Source organism: Rhizobium tibeticum (genome assembly GCF_900110205.1).
Lineage (GTDB): Bacteria > Pseudomonadota > Alphaproteobacteria > Rhizobiales > Rhizobiaceae > Rhizobium > Rhizobium tibeticum.
The window spans coordinates 72461-89639 of record NZ_FOCV01000009.1; the positions used below are offsets into that span (position 1 = coordinate 72461).

Genomic DNA, 17179 nt, shown 5'->3' on the forward strand with positions numbered 1-17179 from the left:
TCCCCGATCACGGAAGTCTGCCAGCCAAGGGCTCAAAAAACGGTTAAAGATCGATGTAACGATTAATCATCGCGATTTTGCAAGAGCGCTAGAAAAGGTGAAATCGCCCGGGAAGCGGGCAGCAAGGGTCTTCGGATCGATCATGGAAATCCCGTTCTTTTGGTTTCGAAGGCGGTTTAGCCCAAGCGGACTGATGTTGTACAGAGTGGAAATGACAGCGCTGTAACGTTTCAGTCGCGCCTTCCGCGCCGTTCCGCGCGCTGCCAAAGTCATTGCCTTGCATTGCGCGTCTTTTCGCGAAACAACCCTTGCATGGGCATTCCCGTAACACACCCATTTGCCTTCGACCCGACCTACGGCATGAAGCTCCCCGACCTTCAGGCGATCGTGCCACCTCAGGCGCCGCCCGGCTTCGACCCGTTTTGGCAGACCCGATACAAAAGGGCGATCGCGACGGACCCGCAGCCGGTGCTCCGGATCAGCAAGCTGACGCATCCCGATTGGCAGGTTCTCGACATCGTCTACACCTCGACCGGCGGGATCAGGATCGGCGGCTGGCTGCTTTTGCCGCGCGACCGGCCGGTGCGCCGCGGGCTGGTGGTGGGTCACGGCTATGGTGGCCGCGACGCACCGGATTTCGATCTGCCCGTCGAAGACGCGGCGGTCCTCTTTCCCTGCTTTCGCGGCCTGTCGCTCAGCCCCCATCCAGCAATCCCGCCGGATGCATCGGGGCATGTTCTCCAGGATATCGACAAGCCCGAGGACTACATCATCGGCGGCTGCGTCGATGACCTCTGGCTTGCCGTTTCGACGCTTTTGTCGCTCTATCCATGGCTTGCCGGTCACATCGGCTATAGCGGCGTCAGCTTCGGCGGCGGCATCGGCGCCTTGGCGATGCCATTCGATCTTCGCATCAATCGCGGCCACCTCGTCGTTCCGACCTTTGGCGACCGAGAGCGATGGCTGACACTGCCGACCGTCGGCAGCGCCGCTTCCGTCCAGACCTACCAGAAGACTCATGGAAGCGTGCTCGAGGTCCTGCGCATGTTCGATGCGGCAAGTGCCGCAATCCGGATCAAGGTGCCGATGCTTGCTGTTGTCGCGCTGTTCGACCCTGCCGTCGCACCGCCCTGCCAGTTTGCGGTGGCGAATGCTTTGCCGACATCAAAATATAATGAAACCTTCATCCTCGATGCCGGGCACTTCGACTATCCTGGTAGCACAGAACAGAATGCGCTTCTCCGTGAAAAGGTCCGGCGTTTTTTCAAGGTGTTATGAACCGAGAATATTTGCGCTGGCATAGTCCGCGCTTGCATCGCGACATGGAACTGCTCGTGTTCGGCCATGCCGGCGCCAAGGTGTTGATGTTTCCCACGCGCGAGGGACGCTTCTGGGAATATGAAAGGCTCGGCCTTGTTGAAAGCCTTGCCGGCAAGCTGGAGGCTGGCCAACTCCAGCTCTATTGCATCGAGGGGCTGGCCGCCGAGACCTTCTACGGCTTCGATCGGCATCCAGCCGAGCGCATTCACCGCCATGCAGCCTTCGAAGACTATATCCTGAATGAAGTCCTGCCGCTGATGGCTTCGAGGAATGCGCATGATTGCACCATCGTGCATGGCTGCAGCCTCGGCGCCTTCCAGGCCGCCAGTCTGGTCTTTCGCCATCCGCATTTGTTTCGCAAACTCGTCGCCTTTTCCGGTCGCTACGATCTGACAATCAAGGTCGAATCCTTCGGCGATCTGTTCGACGGCTACTACGACAATACAGTCTATTTCCACACTCCGACGCACTTCCTGCCGGGGCTTGATGGCGGCTTCCAGCTGGAGAAGTTGCGCCAACTCGAGATCGTTCTGACGATCGGCGAAGCCGATCCCTTTCTCGACAACAATCACTACCTCAGCCGGCTGCTTTCCGAAAAGCAGGTCGGCCACCATCTACACGTCTGGGAAGGGCGAGCCCATCGTGCCGGCGCCTGGCGGAAGATGGCAGCGCTTTATATCTGACCCTCAGTGCGGCGTGGACGCCCTGGCGGGCTTCGCCGAAGACGCCCCCGAGCCCTCTCAGACCTTCTCCTCTGCCGTTTACAGAATGATCTCTTCGCCAAGAGGTAGCTGAAGCCGTCTTGCAACGCCGATATTCTCCAGAAACACCTCGTCGTGACTAACGACAAGCAGCGCGCCGTCGTAGGCCTGCAAGCCGGCCTCCACGGCAGCAATGGAATCGATGTCGAGATGGTTGGTCGGCTCGTCGAGGATCAGGAGCGGCGGCGGCTTTGCGCCGCCGAGCACGCAGGCGAGGCCGGCACGCAACAGCTGCCCGCCGGAGAGCGTCGAGACCTGCTGCAGAGCGGCGTCTGCCCGGAACATGAAACGCGCCAGCGCCGCGCGGCAGGCATTTTCGTTCGCTCGCGGATTGAGATTGCGGAAATTCTCGCGGATCGACAGCGCTCGATCGAGCAGGCTGACGCTCTGATCGAACAGCGAAAAGCCGGTCATGACGGATACCGTACCGGACCATGGCTGCAGTGTGCCTGAAATCAACGCGAGCAGCGTCGTCTTGCCCGAGCCATTCGGCCCGGCGATCGCCACGCGATCAGGACCGGTGATGCCGAAAGAGAGGTTTCGGACGATGGGCTCACCCGGCTGATAGCCGGCGGTGACGCCATCCAGCCTAAGGACGTCCCGGCCCGACGGCAGTCCCGTCGACGCAAGCTGGGCCGAGAAGTGCTGAAGGATCTCGATCTGCTCCCGCGCCGCTGACGCCTCCTCCATCGCTTCCTCGCGGCGCTTTTCGCCGCGGCGAACCTTGTTGCCGCTGGTATTTTCCGCCCGCCGCTGGAGGCCGCCGGCGACGATGCGGGGCATATCCCCCCTTGCCGCCTTCTTGCGCCCGGCGCGATCGCTGCGTGCCTGCCGCTCCGCCGTGACCTGGGCGCTGCGGACGACATCGGTGAGGCGCCTTTCGGCGTCTGCGAGATCGTGCGCGGCGGCAGCCAGTTCAATGGCCTTGCGCTCCTGGAACGCGCTCCAGTTTCCGCCGTATCGCCGGGCGCCGAGCGCGGTAATCTCGATGATCGCATCCATGGTCTCCAGCAGTTCGCGATCGTGGCTGACGACCACAGCACCGGCACGCCAGCTGGCCAGCAATGCGATGACAGCCTCGCGCCCGTCGCGATCGAGATTATTGGTCGGCTCGTCGAGGATGAGGAAATCGGGCTCGGAGAAGATAAGCGCAGCGAGACTGACGCGCGTCCGCTGCCCGCCCGATAGCGAGGCGAGCAGGGTTTCCGGCTGGGCGTCGAGCCCGATACGCTCCAGTGCCGTGGCTATGCGTGTCTCGATGGTCCAATCCGCCGAGGCGATCTCCTCGGCAGTCGCCTCGCCGACCTCGGCACGGCGCAGGATGGCCAGCGCATCGCTGGCCCCGAAGAAATCGGCAACCGTCGCACTCTCCTCCACCTGCACCGCCTGGCGCAGGAAGCCGAGCCGCCCGCCGAAGGCGCTGCTTCCGGATTGCGGCGGCAACTCGCCGGCGACGAGCTTCAGAAGCGTCGTCTTGCCGACGCCATTGCGGCCGACGAGGCCGGTTCGCTCGGCGCCGAAACTTAGGTCGAGATTGGAAAGAAGCGCGCGCCCGTCAGGCGTGGACCACGAAAGATTGGACAGGGTAATGGATGCAGGCATGGATAAAGGACTCCCGAATGGCAAGGCGAACTGGCGTTGCGATCGAGGTGAAATCCATTGCTGCACACATCCTGTTGGTGTTGGCGACGATCGCAATCTAGGCAGGCAGGACGCTGAAATCAAGGGAAGACCTGCCGCTGCAGCTGCCCTTGCCGATCCAAACCGTTCCATCGAACAGGAGTAACGTCGCTATGTGCGGATCGACGCGGCGACCGCAGCAGAATGCGGATTACCGCCGCATTGACTGCGTGCGAGTACTCCCATCAGGTGCGCAGCGCTTGCCTATTGTGAGGCTGAACGGTCCAATGCTGCGTGGCCGGCGTTTGCTGGCTGCGTGAAAGGCCAAAGGATAATGACGTTGAGCGCCAATAGCACCGCCGCCGCGATCGAAAGCACCATCGCCGTCCTGTCGTCTCTAACCGCTATGGCGTTCCCGAGATTGGCGAGCCACTCTAACGGCAGGAAAAGGCTGACGATCCACCAATCGCGATAGATCTGCTGCACCACAAAGTAATCCGCTTTCGGCAGTCCGATTTTGTTTCCGCAGCACAAGGCGGTGCGCGGCAGGGGCGATCAGCGCAAGTCCGATTATGACGACGGTCAGGAATCGCAATGTGAAGCAACGGGCCCTGAATCGATTCGTTTCACGATAGAGACCCTTCGGCGGCGCCTTGAGCATCGATGCATTGACCAAGCGCCAGCAGGCCGCGGCCTAATGGGGCGGTCGGCTCAAGGCGGCAGATTTGCCGCTTCGACCACAATGCCGAGGAGCGGTTACGGCTTCTGCTGGCTATCCTTGAGCTTCACCGCCATCGTCACGGTGCCCCGCACGACGATGTCGTTACGCGAACCGCGATTGAGATCCGCGCTGCTCGTGAGATTGGTGATCTGGCAGCTCTCCGCCAGCGTCTGCAGAATGAGATCGCACTGCCCGCCCGCCATCAGGTAGAACCCTTTCTGGGCGGCCTTGATCTGCTCGCCAGTTTCCTGCCCGGCCTCGACCGGCACCGACAGGGAGACCGTCGTCTGCACGTTCACCGTGCCGGGGACACGCTGGCCGGCATAGAAGTTCGGCATGCGATTGGGGACTTCCTGCGACAACGCGGGAAAGGCGGCGAGCGCGAATGCGCAGGTCAGACCTCTAGCGGAAGATTTCATCGGACGCCTCTCCATCTGGCTGCGCTTATTTCTGCCACAACATTGTTAAACGACAATGAGCGCCCTCCCTAATATTGTAAGAAGCGCGCTCAATAGTTGTATCATTCAGCCTGGCGGAGTGAGGATCAGACCTTGACCCAACCACCGTTCTTCTTCGAGGAAGCCACGCAGGCCTCAACGAAGGCAACGCCCTTCACGCCGTCATCGACGGTCGGGTAAACGACAGCCTTGTCCACGGCCTTGCCCTTCTTGTGGGCGTTGATGGCATGGGCGGCTTCCGTGTAGATCGTCGCAAAGGCTTCAAGGTAACCTTCCGGATGACCGGAGGGAATGCGTGAAACGCGGGCAGCGGCCGGGCCGGAACCGGCGCCGTTGCGGGTGATCAAACGCTTTTGCTCACCGAACGGCGTGAACCAGAGATAGTTCGGATCCGCCTGGACCCACTCCAAGCCACCCTTGGTGCCATAGACGCGGACCTTCAGGCCGTTTTCATGACCGGGCGCCACTTGGCTGCACCAGAGCATGCCCTTGGCCGGCTTTTCGTTGCCCTCCGCCTTGAAGCGCAGCATCACATGGGCGTTGTCGTCGAGGCGACGACCTTCGACGAAGCTGTCGAGATCGGCGGCGAGGCTGTCGAGTTCGAGGCCGGAAACGAAGGATGCGAGGTTATAGGCATGCGTGCCGATGTCACCGGTCGAGCCGCCCGCTCCCGACTGTGCCGGGTCGGTGCGCCAGACGGCCTGCTTGGCGCCAGTCTGCTCGACGGCTTCCGTCAGCCAGTCCTGCGGATATTCGGCCTGGACGATGCGGATATCGCCAAGCTCGCCGTTGGCGATCATCTCGCGGGCCTGACGGACCATCGGGTAGCCGGTATAGTTATGGGTCAGGATGAAGAGCGCATCGCTCTCGTCGGCTACCTTCTTCAGCTTCTTGGCGTCGGCAAGGTTCGATGTCAGCGGCTTGTCGCAGATGACGTGGATGCCACGACGCAGGAATTCCTTGGCGGCATCGTAGTGCACGTGGTTCGGCGTGACGATCGAGACGGCCTCAATGCCGTTCTTCAGCTTCGCTTCGCGAATCGCCATCTCGCGGTAGCTCGAATAGGTGCGGGACGGATCGAGGCCGAGGTCGCGGCCGGACGCCATCGCCTTTTCCGGCGTCGACGACAGCGCGCCGGCGATCAGATCGTACTGGTCGTCGATGCGGGCAGCGATGCGGTGGACCGCGCCAATGAATGCGCCCGCGCCGCCGCCGACCATGCCGAGGCGGATACGCGGTTCGCGCGCCGGTTCTGTAGATGCTTCAATTGCCATTGGTTCCTCCTGAAATGCGTGGGGGGCGGGGCTGGGAAGGGATGACCCCTTCCTGCTGCGTTCCAATCAGCCCTTCCCGTTAACAAGCGCGGGTGTCTTAGAGACCGAGCATGCGGCGGTTGGCCGCCTGGTCCGTACCGCCCGATGCAAAATCATCAAACGCCTTTTCCGTAACGCGGATGATGTGCGCCTTGACGAACTCGGCGCCTTCGCGCGCGCCGTCCTCAGGATGCTTCAGCGCGCATTCCCACTCGACCACGGCCCAGCCGTCGAAGTTGTTGGCCGTCATCTTCGAGAAGACCGCGCCGAAATCGACCTGACCGTCGCCGAGCGAACGGAAGCGACCGGCACGTTCGACCCAGCCCTGGTAACCGCCATAGACGCCCTGTCGGCCAGTCGGGTTGAACTCCGCGTCCTTGACGTGGAACATCTTGATGCGGTCTTTGTAGATGTCGATGTTGTCGAGATAGTCGAGGCACTGCAGGACGTAGTGCGACGGATCGTAGAGCATGTTGGCGCGCGGATGGTTGCCGACGCGCTCCAGGAACATCTCGTAGGTGATGCCGTCGTGCAGGTCTTCCCCGGGATGGATTTCGTAGCAGACGTCGACGCCGTTCTCGTCGGCATGGTCGAGGATCGGCTTCCAGCGGCGGGCAAGCTCGTCGAACGCTGTTTCGACGAGGCCGGCAGGGCGCTGCGGCCACGGGTAGACGAACGGCCAGGCAAGCGCGCCGGAGAAGGTCGCGTGCGCCTTGATGCCGAGATGCTTCGAGGCCGTCAGCGCCATCTTCACCTGTTCGACAGCCCATTCCTGGCGCGCCTTCGGATTGCCGCGCACCTCAGGTGCGGCAAAACCGTCGAAGGCTTCGTCATAGGCTGGGTGAACGGCCACGAGCTGGCCCTGAAGGTGGGTGGAAAGCTCGGTAACTTCGACGCCGTTTTCGCGCGCCTTGCCAGCGAACTCGTCGCAATAATCCTTCGAGGAAGCCGCCTTCTTGAGGTCGATCAGCTGGCCCGCCCAGGTCGGAACCTGCACGCCCTTGTAGCCGATGTCGGCCGCCCATTTGGTGATCGAATCCCACGAGTTGAACGGCGCGGCATCGCCCGCGAACTGTCCAAGGAAAAGGCCCGGACCCTTGATCGTTTTCATGTCAATTCCTCCCTAAAAGATGACCGTAAACGTTTCTGGCAGTGTTCTAGCACGCGATTTGCAGTCTGCAAGCCGATTTCGGCGAAACTGCAAATTTGCCCCAACGGGCGTAAATCAAAGGCGGCTGACTTAATCACGGCGTGTCTCCGGCCGCAAGATGTACGTACCGCATTTCTCCTGTCCACCACGTCGCGACTGTACCACCTGGCTGCGATCCGAGCACCTGCCGCGGCCGGCGGCGGTAGACATCGCGCCGTGCCGTGCTACTGTCTTTGGACCAGGAGGTTGGCGCATGACGCGGCGTCTGGCAGCAATCTTGGATGCGGATGTTGTCGGCTTTTCCCGGCTGATGGGCCTTGACGAAACCGGCACGTTCGCGAAGCTGAAAGCGCACAACAGCGAAGTCATCGTCCCCAGCATCGGCAGGCATCACGGACGGGTCGTCAAATTTGTCGGCGACGGCACGCTGGCCGAATTTGCAAGCGTCGTCGATGCTATCGGCTGCGCCATGGAAATTCAAACAGCATTGCTTCAGCGCAACGAGGCCATCGAGCCGGATCGACGCATGGTGTGGCGGATCGGCATCCATGTCGACGACGTGCTCGTCGAGGACGACGACATCTTCGGCGACGGCGTGAACGTCGCCGCAAGCCTGCAGGCTCTGGCGCCTCCAGGTGGGATCTGCGTCTCCCAGCAGGTCAATGACCAGATCCGGTCGAAGCTTGACTTCCGGGCAATCGATTTCGGCAACCGCAGGCTCAAGAACATCGAGCGACCGATCCGTGTCTGGCGTTGGACGCCGGAAGATGATGAACAGCGACCACCGCCGTCCGAGTGGAAGGAAGAAGCCGCGTGGCCCGTGCGCAATCGCCCCTCGATTGCCGTGCTGCCCTTCAGCAACATGTCGAGCATCGAGGAACAGGAGCATTTCTCGGACGGCTTCACGGACGAGCTGATCGCCACGCTGGCGCGCTGTCGCTGGCTGCTGGTCGCCGCCCGCAATTCCTCCTTCAGCTACAAGGGTCGGAAGGCCAATGCACAACAGGTCGCCGAGGATCTTGGTGTCAAATACGTGCTCGAAGGCAGCGTGCGCCGCGCCGCCGATCGCGTTCGCATCACCGCGCAATTGCTGAGCGGCACGGATGGCACGCTGCTCTGGGCGGAACGCTACGACCGAACGCTGGCGGATATCTTCGAAGTCCAGGACCAGCTCGCCTCCGAAATCACCGGAACGATCGAGCCGGAACTGGGCTCCATCGAGTTCGCCGCTCTTCGCGGCCGCGCCGTGCTCGACATGGACGCCTGGGAGATTTACCTGAAGGGTCTCTGGCATCTCTACCGATTCACGCTTGACGAACTGAAGACGGCGAAGGCGCTTTTCGAACAGGCGATCAGTATTGATCCGACGTTCGCGCAGGCAAAGGCCCGCTTGGCCTACGTTCACATTCAGCTCGGCTGGTACGGCCCCCTTGACGAGCGTGGTGAGCGCATCTGCGAGGCGATCGAGCTTGCCGAACGGGCGATCGGACTGGACCAGAAGGAACCCGCCGCGCACCTCGCCTTGGGCAGAGCGCTTGCGCTTGACGGGGCGACGGAGGCGGGAATTGCGCATCTGCATAACGCCTTGCAACTGGATCAGAGTTTCGCGCAAGCTCACTTCGCGCTCGGCCAGGTACTTTGCTACGTCGAGCGGCCCGCGGAAGGCATTGCCGAGATCAAGGAAGCGTTCCGGCTCAGTCCTCGCGATCCGCATCTTTGGACCTTCCATAACGTTCTCGCCATCGCGAACTATCAATTGGGCGACATGGCGGAAGCGGCCAAGGCAGCGCGCGCATCGCTCCGCTCACCGAATGCCACCTTCTGGCCGGCGATCGTTCTGGTTGCGACCCTCGGAAGGCAAGGTGAAACGGACGCGGCTCGAGAAGCGATTTTCAGGCTTCATCGCTTCAGGCCGGGAATGAACTGCGCCGACGCCCGGCGGGAATTCTATTTCGGCGACAATCCGGTGATGACCGAAGCCTTCATAAACCGCTTCATCGCCGATCTCGCCAGCGCCGGCCTACCCGGCTAGCAAGCGACACCATCAAAGAAAGGCGCCCGTCCTGTCGAACGGGCGCCGCACTAGGCTTTTCAGATCAGAACGGAGAATCCGGGAAGTAGAAGTCCTTGGCGTTGTCCTTCGTGACGAGGGTCGCGTCGAGGACGAAGGTGCCGCGAACCGGCACCTGGTCGTAGAGACCAGCGGCCGTCAGTTCCATTGCCGTGCCGACCATTGCCGGTGGATAGAGAACGTCAACCGGGATCATCTTGTCACCGTCCATGACCTTCTTGACCATATCCTTGGAGCCGGCGCCGGCGACGACATACTTGATGTCGGTACGCTTGGCCTGCTCGATCGCCTGCAGCACGCCGACAGCCATGTCGTCATCCTGGCACCAGACCACGTCGATCTTCGGATACTTCGTCAGGTAGTCCTGCATGACCTTGAAGGCATCGTCGCGGTTCCAGTTGCCGTACTGGCGGTCGAGAACCTTGACCTTGGAGCCGGCAATGCCCTTGTCGAAGCCGTCCTGGCGCTGCTGATCGATCGGGATCGGCAGACCGCGGATGACGACCACTTCGGCATCCGGCGTCTGAGAAGCGATGTACTTGCCGGCGACTTCACCGAGCGCCGGATTGTTGCCAGCAACGTAAAGGTCGCGGACGGAGTCATCGTTGGTCGATGGAGCTCTGTCGACAAGAGCAACGTACTTGCCCTTGGCCTTGACTTCCTTGATGGCGTTGACGAGCGGATCGGGATCCGACGGCAGGATGACGAGTGCATCGATGCCCTGCGTGTCAAGATCTTGTACGGCGTTGGCCTGGCTGGCAGCGTCCGGCGAGGTCTTGACGATGACATTCAGGCCCGGATGCTCTTCCATCAGTTTCTTGGCGATGCGTTCGGCATGGAACACGACGCCTGAGGTCCAGCCATGGTCGGCGGCCGGAATGGACACACCGATGGTGAACTTCTTGTCCTGTGCGTATGCGGTACCCGCCAGCGTGACGGCCGCAACCGCAAGACCCAACATGAGTTTGCGCATTCTATTTCCTCCCAATAAACGTCAGGGACTTTTCCTACCCGTCAACCGGACGCCCTGTGATCCCGGCCAATTCCTGGAGCCTATCCGCTATGATTTGCGGACCAGCGAGCGCTGTACCAGCATGGCGATGATGATGATCGCACCCTGGATTGCACCGATGAGATATTCGCTGATGAAGTTCGACAGCAGCATGATGTTGCCGACGAGTTCGAGAATGAAGGCGCCGCAGATCGTACCCCAGACACGGCCGGCACCACCCTTGAGCGCCGTGCCGCCGACGACGACAGCAGTGATGGCCTGTAGCTCCCACAGAATACCTGTCGTTGCCGAGGTTGAGCCGAGGCGCGGCACGTAGAGCAGCACGGCGATCGCCACGCAGAGCCCCTGGATGACGAAGGCGATAGTGCGCACGCGATTGACTGCAATGCCGGAATAGCGCGCGACATCGCTGTTCGAGCCGACGGCGACGACATGGCGACCGTAACGCGTGCGGTAAAGGATGAAGGCTGCAACGGCCGTCACGGCCAGGATCACGACAATCGGCACCGGCACTCCGAGAATGCTGCCGAAATAGGCCGGACGGTAGAGCGTCTGAATATCGGGCGAGCGTAGCGTAATCGCCCCGCCCTGCGACAACCAAGTCGTCAGGCCGCGATAAATACCCATGGTGCCGAGCGTGGCGATAAATGGCTCGATCCTGCCGACGGTGGTAATCAGACCATTGGCAAGCCCGCAGAGCGCGCCGGCAACAAGCGTAAACAGGACGGCGGCGACCAGCATCAACGTCGGATCGGCAATCACGCCGGAATTCATCAACAGGATCATCAGGCTGGCGACGAAAGCCACCATAGAACCAACAGAAAGATCGAGGTCCCCCGCCGAGATGACGAAGGTGGCGCCGACAGCAATGATGGCGATGAAGGCACAGCGCGTCGCGACATTTGCAAGGTTCGTGATGCCGATGAAGTTCGGGTTGACCATCGCCCCCACGATCAAGAGCAATATCAGGGCTGCAAAGGGCGCAACCGCCCGCAGATCGATATCACGCCAGGGGCGACGCCTGATTTCCCTGGTCTCCTCGTTCACACTCATCTCCAAACCGACCTCCCGCCCCAAATTAGATGGGCATCATACCTGCGCGGCCCGCTGAGCGCAGCCGCCTCTCCGCCAGCATCAGGCGGCTTTCTTCTTCAATCCGGCTGCATAGCGCATGATCTCCTGCTCGGAGATCTCTTCGCCCTCGAGCACGCCGACAATGCGCCCCTCTCGCATCACGGCGACCCGGGTGCAGAGGCCGATCACCTCAGGCATCTCCGAAGAGACGACGATGATCGATCGACCGTCGCGCGCCAGCGCCGAGATAAAATGATAGATCTGCTGCTTGGTGCCGACATCGATGCCGCGTGTCGGCTCGTCGATGATGATGATCTCAGGCTCGGTCTCCATGACCTTGGCAAGCAGCAGCTTCTGCTGATTGCCACCCGACATGCGACCGGCGACGATATTGGTGTCGCGCACGCGGATATCGAAACGTCGCCGCGCCGTGGCAAGCGCCTTTGCCTCACTGCTCGGGCTGAGATAGCCGTGCCGCGAATGCTGGCCGAGTGACTGAAGCGTCAGATTGGTCATCATGCCGGAACGCAGGAGAAGACCCTTCGACTTGCGATCCTTTGTCATGTAGGCAAGCCCGGCGCGGTTGGCGGCATGCACATCGCCCGAAAGCACGGTCTCGCCGCGAATGACGACCTCGCCGGATGCGCGGGCGCGCAACCCGGCGATCGCCTCCATCAGCTCCGTGCGACCGGACCCGATCATGCCGGAAAATCCGATGATCTCACCCTTGCGGACCTCGAAGCTCGCATCCTGTACATATGCCGTCGAAACCCCTTGGACCCGGAGGACGATTTCCTCGTCGACGTTGGGCTCGACCTTGGTCGGATAGAGGCTTGAAAGCTCGCGCCCGACCATCAGCTGGGCGATGGATTCGCCGTCGAGCATTGCGGTCGGCGCCGTCTTGACCCACTGCCCATCGCGCAACACGGTCACCCGGTCGGTGATCTCCATCACCTCGTCGAGCTTATGCGATACGAAGATGAAGCTCGTCCCCTTGTCGCGCAGCTTGCGCACCTGCCGGAACAGGAAGTTCGTCTCTTCGCGCGACAGCACGGCCGTCGGCTCGTCCATGATGACGACCCGGGCATCGCGACTGATTGCCTTGGCGATTTCAACCATCTGCTTGTCAGCGATCGACAATGTGCCGATTATGGCATTCTCGTCGACATGCGAACCAAGAAGATCGAGCGCCTTGCGGGTCTCGGCGCGCATGTGTTTGCGGTCAAGGATGCCGAAACGCGTGACTTCGCGACCGAGATAGAGACTCTCGGTGACGGTCAGATGTTCGGCGAGATTGAATTCCTGGTGGATGAGAACGATGCCGAGCGCTTCCGCCGCACCGTTGGCCGGCAGCACGACGGGCTCACCGTCGAGCAATATCTCCCCCGAACTCGGCTGCTCGAAGCCGGACATGACCTTGACCAAAGTCGATTTACCGGCGCCGTTTTCGCCCATGAGAGCATGGATTTCGCCGGCGCGCAGATCGAAGTTGACACTAAAGAGAACTTGCACGCCGCTGAACGACTTGCAGATGCGCCGCGCGGACAACACCACAGGCGCGGCGTCGACAGAATCCACACTCATTGACTGGCTTCCTCCCTGCGGCTCCCATCCGCTGGACGCCATATGTAAACCTTTACACGACGCATGTAAAGGTTTACATCATCGTTACACACAGATCTGCCGGCTCCGGCGTTTGACCTCTCGACAAGTCTGTGTAGTGTCGCGGCGAAGGCATCCCAAGGCAGGACGCAGTGTCGAATTCCACGCCCGCAACCATAGAAGACGTCGCTCGGATCGCCGAGGTTTCGATCGCGACGGTGTCGCGGGCGATCCACATGCCGGAGAAGGTCGCCAACTCGACGCGGCTGAAGGTCAACCAGGCGATCGCCATCACCGGTTACACCACCAACGCCATGGCGCGGAGCCTGCGGCTCGGCCGGTCGAACATGATTCTCGTGGTGGCCCCCGACATCGGCGACCCGAATTTTTCCAACATTCTCGTCGGCCTCGAGAACGAAGCGCGCGCCCATGGTTACGGTGTTCTGATCGGCCATACGCAAAATGATGCGCAGCGCGGCCTTGAATATCTGAAGTTCCTGAATTCCAACCAGGCCGCCGGTCTGATTCTCTTTACCGGCATTCTGCCTTTCGGTCATCAGACCATGACCGCCCGCCTGCCGCCAAGCGTTGGCGTCTTCGAGCCGGTCTTCAACGGCGGCATCCCCTATGTCGGCGTCGACGATGTGGAGGGGGCCAGAAAGGCAGTCGACCTGCTGCTTGCCGAGGGACATCGCAAGATCGCCTTCATCGGCGATTCGCGCACCCGTCTCGCCTACGCCAGACGTCGCGAGGGTTATGACGCAGGGCTCGATGCGGCAGGCGTTGCGCCCGACAAGCGCATCGTGCTCGAAGGCGACGGAACGCTTGAAAGCGGCCGCCACGCCGTCGAGCAATTGTTCATGCGCGACACGCTGCCGACGGCCTTCATGTGTGTGAACGACCAGACAGCGATCGGCGTGATGATCGGTCTCGGCGCCCGCGGCTACGACATTCCGAAGGACTTCTCCGTGACCGGCTTCGACGACGTGCCACAGGCTGTTTTCATGTCGCCGCCGCTCACCACCATCCGCCAGCCGCGAACAGCGATCGGCAAGCAGGCCATGGCGCTCCTCTTGGAATTCCTGTCCGACGGCCAGCCGGCGGAGACCGAAATCCTGCTGCGCCCGGACCTTGTGGTGCGCAATTCAGTGGGCGCACCGTCGCGGCGATGGACGAAGCGCTGAGGCCGCTAACAGATGTTTTAGCCACCCGACACCGACATGGACGTCCCGCCACGCTTGGGGGCGGCGGGAGCGGTTGGCCTTCGTGCCGCAACTGCTATTGGCTACTGCGACTTTTGAGGATCGTCCGCCGGGTTGACGTACTTAATGCTCCACGGGCCGTTGGTGTTGATTTGGACGACAGTCTCATCGTCGAAATAGACGAAATGCGCCGTGCCCGGCGGCAAGGCAAAGAAACTGCCCGCGGGCAGTGCCTTCGTGGCGCTCCGATCGGCGGTTTTGCCCATGCCAATTTTGGCAGCCCCGGATATGACGGTGACCACTTCATAGCCAGGATGCGTGTGCGGTGGGATCGTATAGCCCGGCGGCAATTTGAGCCGAAGGGCAAACAAGCCCTTCTTGGTGGGATTGCCGAACAAGACCGCCGCTTGGGCTCCGGCAGGAAGCGTTTTGGGAGCCTCGATCCACTTGACATCGCCGGGAGCGAATATTGCGTGCGCATCCTCGGCCAAGGCAAAGGCTGTGGTCCCGCAGAATCCAATCCAACCGACTGCGAATATCGATGCGATTTTCATGATATCCTCCCTCTCGCCGGGCCTTTCACCTCGGCTGCACGCTGGGGCAGGCTCGCGAATGCGAAGAATACGTCCGCGGACCATCTCTAAGCAAGCGCTCCTCGGTCATCCGATCGAATGTCGGCAAGTCATTTCACCCGCTTGAAAATCCATTTCACGACGTATTCGCCGCTTCGCTTCATCTTCGTTTTCGTCTTGACCTGGACCGGCCCGCCAAGAGCAGCCTCGGCTGCATCAAACGCGTGCCGGGCCTCGGCCATTGCTTTGTGATAGGCGCTGTTGTCGCGCTTGGGGCTGTCGGCGACTGACTGCACGAGGGCAGTCCAATCACGTTCGCTGTCGCCCATGTATCGGCCTCCTGTTTGCAGGAAACCGGTCTACGCTCGTCAGCGCGTGCTGCGCAAGCCATGATGATCGGCCGATTTCTGTAACGACCACTGCGGGTGCTCGCAAACGAGGTAGGCGCCCCAGTCAGACTCACCCATCGCGGTCGGCGTAAGCGGTCAACCATTATCGGCTGTCTTTAAACGCCAATCGCTCTCCCGCTTCCGGCCGCTCGAGGATCAGCCGCTCGATCCCCTCGACTGGGGCCAGGAACGCGATGAACGCGGCGATGCCCGCAGCCGTGTTGGCAAAGGTCAGCGACTGCTGCTCGGGAAGAATGCAGATGTCGAAGGACGATTTTGATATGTCGATGCCGACAAAACGGCCAGTATAGGACATGAGGCGCTAGTCTCCCTTATACGCGAGCGCGAAGCTCTCTCAACGGTTCGACGAAGCCTCGAAATGCGGCAAAGGCTTCTGCTTTTTTCCGAACGAAAGTTCAGGCGGGGCAAGAATCAACCGCTTTGCGCATCGCCATTGAGGTGTTGCAACCACCCAATGACAAACGAGGCCGGAACATCATATCCGATGTCCGGCCTCTCAATGTATAAGCCGGGAAGCTTTCGCTCCCCGGCCCTCTCCTCCACAATCAACCGCCGATCAGACGTAACGGTTGACGATGTTTTCGAGCAGTTCCTGCTTACCGGACTTCGGCTGCGGGTTGATGTCCTTGCTTTCGACCCACTCGGCGATCTGCTCCAGCGAGTATTCGCCGCGGATGAGCTTCTGGCCTTCCGCCGTGCCCCAGCCGGCGTAGCGGTCTTCCAACGGCTGGGAGAGCGCCTTATCCTCGATCATCTTGGCGGCAGCCTTCAGGCCGCGGGCGCAGCAATCCATGCCGCCGACGTGGCCGATCAGGAGATCTGCCGGGTCCAGCGACTGGCGACGCAGCTTGGCATCGAAGTTCGTACCACCGGTCTTGAAGCCGCCGCCGGCCAGAACGTGATAGTAGGCCAGTGCCATTTCCGGAACATTGTTCGGGAACTGGTCGGTATCCCAGCCGGACTGATAGTCGTTGCGGTTCATGTCGATCGAGCCGAAGATGCCGAGCGCGTTGGCAAGTGCCAGCTCGTGCTCGAAGGAATGGCCGGCGAGGATCGCGTGGCCCTGCTCGATATTGACCTTCACTTCATTCTCGAGGCCGTTCCTCTTCAGGAAGCCGTAGACGGTCGCGACGTCGTAGTCGTACTGGTGCTTGGTCGGCTCCTGCGGCTTGGGCTCGATCAGGATCGTGCCCTTGTAGCCGATCTTGTGCTTGTATTCGACGACGAGGTTGAGGAAGCGGCCGAGTTGGTCGAGTTCGCGCTTCAGGTCGGTGTTGAGCAGCGTCTCGTAACCTTCGCGGCCGCCCCACAGCACGTAGTTTTCGCCGCCGAGCTTCTGCGTGGCGTCCATGCAGGTCTTCACCGTCGCCGCGGAGAAGGCGAAAACGTCCGGATCCGGATTGGTCGCGGCACCCGACATGAAGCGACGGTTGGAGAAGAGGTTCGCCGTGCCCCAGAGCAGCTTGGTGCCGGTCGCGGCCTGCTTCTCGGCGAAGTAGTCGACGATCTCGTTGAGGTTCTTCGTGTTCTCGGCGAAGTTCTTGCCTTCCGGACGCACGTCGGCATCGTGGAAGCAGTAGTACGGAGCGCCAAGCAGCGAGAAGAACTCAAACGCGACGTCAGCCTTCAGCTTCGCAGCCTGCATCGTGTCTTCGAACCATGGGCGCAGGAAGGTCTGGCCGCCGAAGGGGTCGCCGCCCGGCCAGGTGAAGGTGTGCCAGTAGGCAACGGCAAAGCGCAGATGGTCTTCCATGCGCTTGCCGAGGACGACTTCGTCCTTGTCGTAATGGCGGAAGGCCAGCGGATTGGTGCTGTCCGGGCCTTCATACTTGATCTTCTGGATGTCGCCGAAAAATCCGGTGCTCATCTCGTGTCTCCTCGGGTTTGAGATTG

Annotated in this window: 16 protein-coding genes and 1 pseudogene; 5 read left to right on the top strand and 12 right to left on the bottom strand. The window is 61.3% G+C overall.

Going from position 1 to position 17179, the window contains the following annotated elements:
- Positions 1–312 precede the first annotated feature (312 nt).
- Both BSG20_RS12030 and BSG20_RS12035 read left to right on the top strand, forming a co-directional pair.
- Positions 313–1278: an acetylxylan esterase gene (locus BSG20_RS12030; RefSeq protein WP_072375392.1), complete on the top strand. Its 966-nt coding sequence runs from the start codon at positions 313–315 to the stop codon at positions 1276–1278.
- Positions 1275–2003 (top strand): esterase family protein, encoded by a 729-nt coding sequence (locus BSG20_RS12035; RefSeq protein ID WP_072375395.1) that lies wholly within the window; start codon positions 1275–1277, stop codon positions 2001–2003. Before BSG20_RS12030 ends, BSG20_RS12035 begins: the two co-directional genes overlap by 4 nt.
- 78 nt (positions 2004–2081) lie before the next feature.
- On the opposite strand, the gene BSG20_RS12040 is transcribed toward BSG20_RS12035, so the two are convergent.
- Entirely contained in the window at positions 2082–3683 is a 1602-nt protein-coding gene (locus BSG20_RS12040) for an ABC-F family ATP-binding cassette domain-containing protein (RefSeq protein WP_072375398.1), read from the bottom strand.
- On the opposite strand from BSG20_RS12040, the gene BSG20_RS36420 reads away from it, so the two are divergent.
- On the top strand, positions 3682–3867 hold the full coding sequence (locus BSG20_RS36420) for a hypothetical protein (RefSeq protein ID WP_167371560.1): 186 nt from the start codon (positions 3682–3684) through the stop codon (positions 3865–3867). The two genes, BSG20_RS12040 and BSG20_RS36420, sit on opposite strands and share 2 nt — an antisense overlap.
- Positions 3868–3965: 98 nt before the next feature.
- Here BSG20_RS36420 and BSG20_RS12050 read toward each other — a convergent pair whose 3' ends face one another.
- From BSG20_RS12050 to BSG20_RS12065, 4 genes are all read right to left on the bottom strand, one after another.
- The gene (locus BSG20_RS12050; RefSeq protein WP_072375403.1) at positions 3966–4190 is read right to left on the bottom strand and encodes a hypothetical protein; all 225 of its coding nucleotides are present in this window, start codon (positions 4188–4190) and stop codon (positions 3966–3968) included.
- A 267-nt stretch (positions 4191–4457) separates the two neighbouring features.
- Positions 4458–4841 (bottom strand): hypothetical protein, encoded by a 384-nt coding sequence (locus tag BSG20_RS12055; RefSeq protein ID WP_072375406.1) that lies wholly within the window; start codon positions 4839–4841, stop codon positions 4458–4460.
- 125 nt (positions 4842–4966) lie between these two features.
- Positions 4967–6154: a Gfo/Idh/MocA family protein gene (locus tag BSG20_RS12060; RefSeq protein WP_072375409.1), complete on the bottom strand. Its 1188-nt coding sequence runs from the start codon at positions 6152–6154 to the stop codon at positions 4967–4969.
- Between the two features lie 97 nt (positions 6155–6251).
- On the bottom strand, positions 6252–7304 hold the full coding sequence (locus BSG20_RS12065; protein ID WP_024314889.1) for a sugar phosphate isomerase/epimerase family protein: 1053 nt from the start codon (positions 7302–7304) through the stop codon (positions 6252–6254).
- Positions 7305–7596: 292 nt separating this feature from the next.
- Here BSG20_RS12065 and BSG20_RS12070 point away from each other — a divergent pair, with 292 nt between their 5' ends.
- Complete coding sequence (locus BSG20_RS12070; protein ID WP_072375412.1) at positions 7597–9375, top strand: adenylate/guanylate cyclase domain-containing protein; 1779 nt, start codon at positions 7597–7599, stop codon at positions 9373–9375.
- 64 nt (positions 9376–9439) lie between these two features.
- Here the strand turns inward: BSG20_RS12070 and BSG20_RS12075 are convergent, their stop codons facing one another.
- The 3 genes from BSG20_RS12075 to BSG20_RS12085 all read right to left on the bottom strand — a co-directional run bounded on the left by BSG20_RS12075 (position 9440) and on the right by BSG20_RS12085 (position 13084).
- Positions 9440–10387: a substrate-binding domain-containing protein gene (locus tag BSG20_RS12075; protein WP_072375415.1), complete on the bottom strand. Its 948-nt coding sequence runs from the start codon at positions 10385–10387 to the stop codon at positions 9440–9442.
- An 87-nt stretch (positions 10388–10474) separates the two neighbouring features.
- On the bottom strand, positions 10475–11479 hold the full coding sequence (locus BSG20_RS12080; protein WP_024314892.1) for an ABC transporter permease: 1005 nt from the start codon (positions 11477–11479) through the stop codon (positions 10475–10477).
- A gap of 81 nt (positions 11480–11560) precedes the next feature.
- Positions 11561–13084, bottom strand: a complete 1524-nt coding sequence (locus BSG20_RS12085; RefSeq protein ID WP_072375418.1) for a sugar ABC transporter ATP-binding protein — start codon at positions 13082–13084, stop codon at positions 11561–11563.
- Between the two features lie 170 nt (positions 13085–13254).
- On the opposite strand from BSG20_RS12085, the gene BSG20_RS12090 reads away from it, so the two are divergent.
- Entirely contained in the window at positions 13255–14286 is a 1032-nt protein-coding gene (locus BSG20_RS12090) for a LacI family DNA-binding transcriptional regulator (protein WP_024314894.1), read from the top strand.
- Positions 14287–14387: 101 nt separating this feature from the next.
- On the opposite strand, the gene BSG20_RS12095 is transcribed toward BSG20_RS12090, so the two are convergent.
- The 4 genes and pseudogenes from BSG20_RS12095 to xylA form a co-directional block, all read right to left on the bottom strand.
- Positions 14388–14858, bottom strand: coding sequence for a cupin domain-containing protein (locus tag BSG20_RS12095; RefSeq protein WP_072375421.1), 471 nt, complete (start codon positions 14856–14858; stop codon positions 14388–14390).
- 128 nt (positions 14859–14986) lie between these two features.
- Positions 14987–15205, bottom strand: a complete 219-nt coding sequence (locus BSG20_RS12100; RefSeq protein WP_072375425.1) for a hypothetical protein — start codon at positions 15203–15205, stop codon at positions 14987–14989.
- A 184-nt stretch (positions 15206–15389) separates the two neighbouring features.
- Positions 15390–15581, bottom strand: a pseudogene (locus tag BSG20_RS12105) (IS110 family transposase); the annotation flags it as partial.
- A gap of 261 nt (positions 15582–15842) precedes the next feature.
- On the bottom strand, positions 15843–17153 hold the full coding sequence (gene xylA / locus BSG20_RS12110) for a xylose isomerase (protein WP_072375431.1): 1311 nt from the start codon (positions 17151–17153) through the stop codon (positions 15843–15845).
- Positions 17154–17179: the final 26 nt, after the last annotated feature.

Excerpts from the sequence above, each read along its gene's own strand:
- BSG20_RS12030 (WP_072375392.1), top strand. The coding sequence starts at position 313 with ATGGGCATTCCCGTAACACACCCATTTGCCTTCGACCCGACCTACGGC.
- BSG20_RS12035 (WP_072375395.1), top strand. The coding sequence starts at position 1,275 with ATGAACCGAGAATATTTGCGCTGGCATAGTCCGCGCTTGCATCGCGAC.
- BSG20_RS36420 (WP_167371560.1), top strand. The coding sequence starts at position 3,682 with ATGGATAAAGGACTCCCGAATGGCAAGGCGAACTGGCGTTGCGATCGA.
- BSG20_RS12040 (WP_072375398.1), bottom strand. The coding sequence starts at position 3,683 with ATGCCTGCATCCATTACCCTGTCCAATCTTTCGTGGTCCACGCCTGAC.
- BSG20_RS12055 (WP_072375406.1), bottom strand. The coding sequence starts at position 4,841 with ATGAAATCTTCCGCTAGAGGTCTGACCTGCGCATTCGCGCTCGCCGCC.
- BSG20_RS12060 (WP_072375409.1), bottom strand. The coding sequence starts at position 6,154 with ATGGCAATTGAAGCATCTACAGAACCGGCGCGCGAACCGCGTATCCGC.
- BSG20_RS12065 (WP_024314889.1), bottom strand. The coding sequence starts at position 7,304 with ATGAAAACGATCAAGGGTCCGGGCCTTTTCCTTGGACAGTTCGCGGGC.
- BSG20_RS12070 (WP_072375412.1), top strand. The coding sequence starts at position 7,597 with ATGACGCGGCGTCTGGCAGCAATCTTGGATGCGGATGTTGTCGGCTTT.
- BSG20_RS12075 (WP_072375415.1), bottom strand. The coding sequence starts at position 10,387 with ATGCGCAAACTCATGTTGGGTCTTGCGGTTGCGGCCGTCACGCTGGCG.
- BSG20_RS12080 (WP_024314892.1), bottom strand. The coding sequence starts at position 11,479 with ATGAGTGTGAACGAGGAGACCAGGGAAATCAGGCGTCGCCCCTGGCGT.
- BSG20_RS12085 (WP_072375418.1), bottom strand. The coding sequence starts at position 13,084 with ATGAGTGTGGATTCTGTCGACGCCGCGCCTGTGGTGTTGTCCGCGCGG.
- BSG20_RS12095 (WP_072375421.1), bottom strand. The coding sequence starts at position 14,858 with ATGAAAATCGCATCGATATTCGCAGTCGGTTGGATTGGATTCTGCGGG.
- BSG20_RS12100 (WP_072375425.1), bottom strand. The coding sequence starts at position 15,205 with ATGGGCGACAGCGAACGTGATTGGACTGCCCTCGTGCAGTCAGTCGCC.
- xylA (WP_072375431.1), bottom strand. The coding sequence starts at position 17,153 with ATGAGCACCGGATTTTTCGGCGACATCCAGAAGATCAAGTATGAAGGC.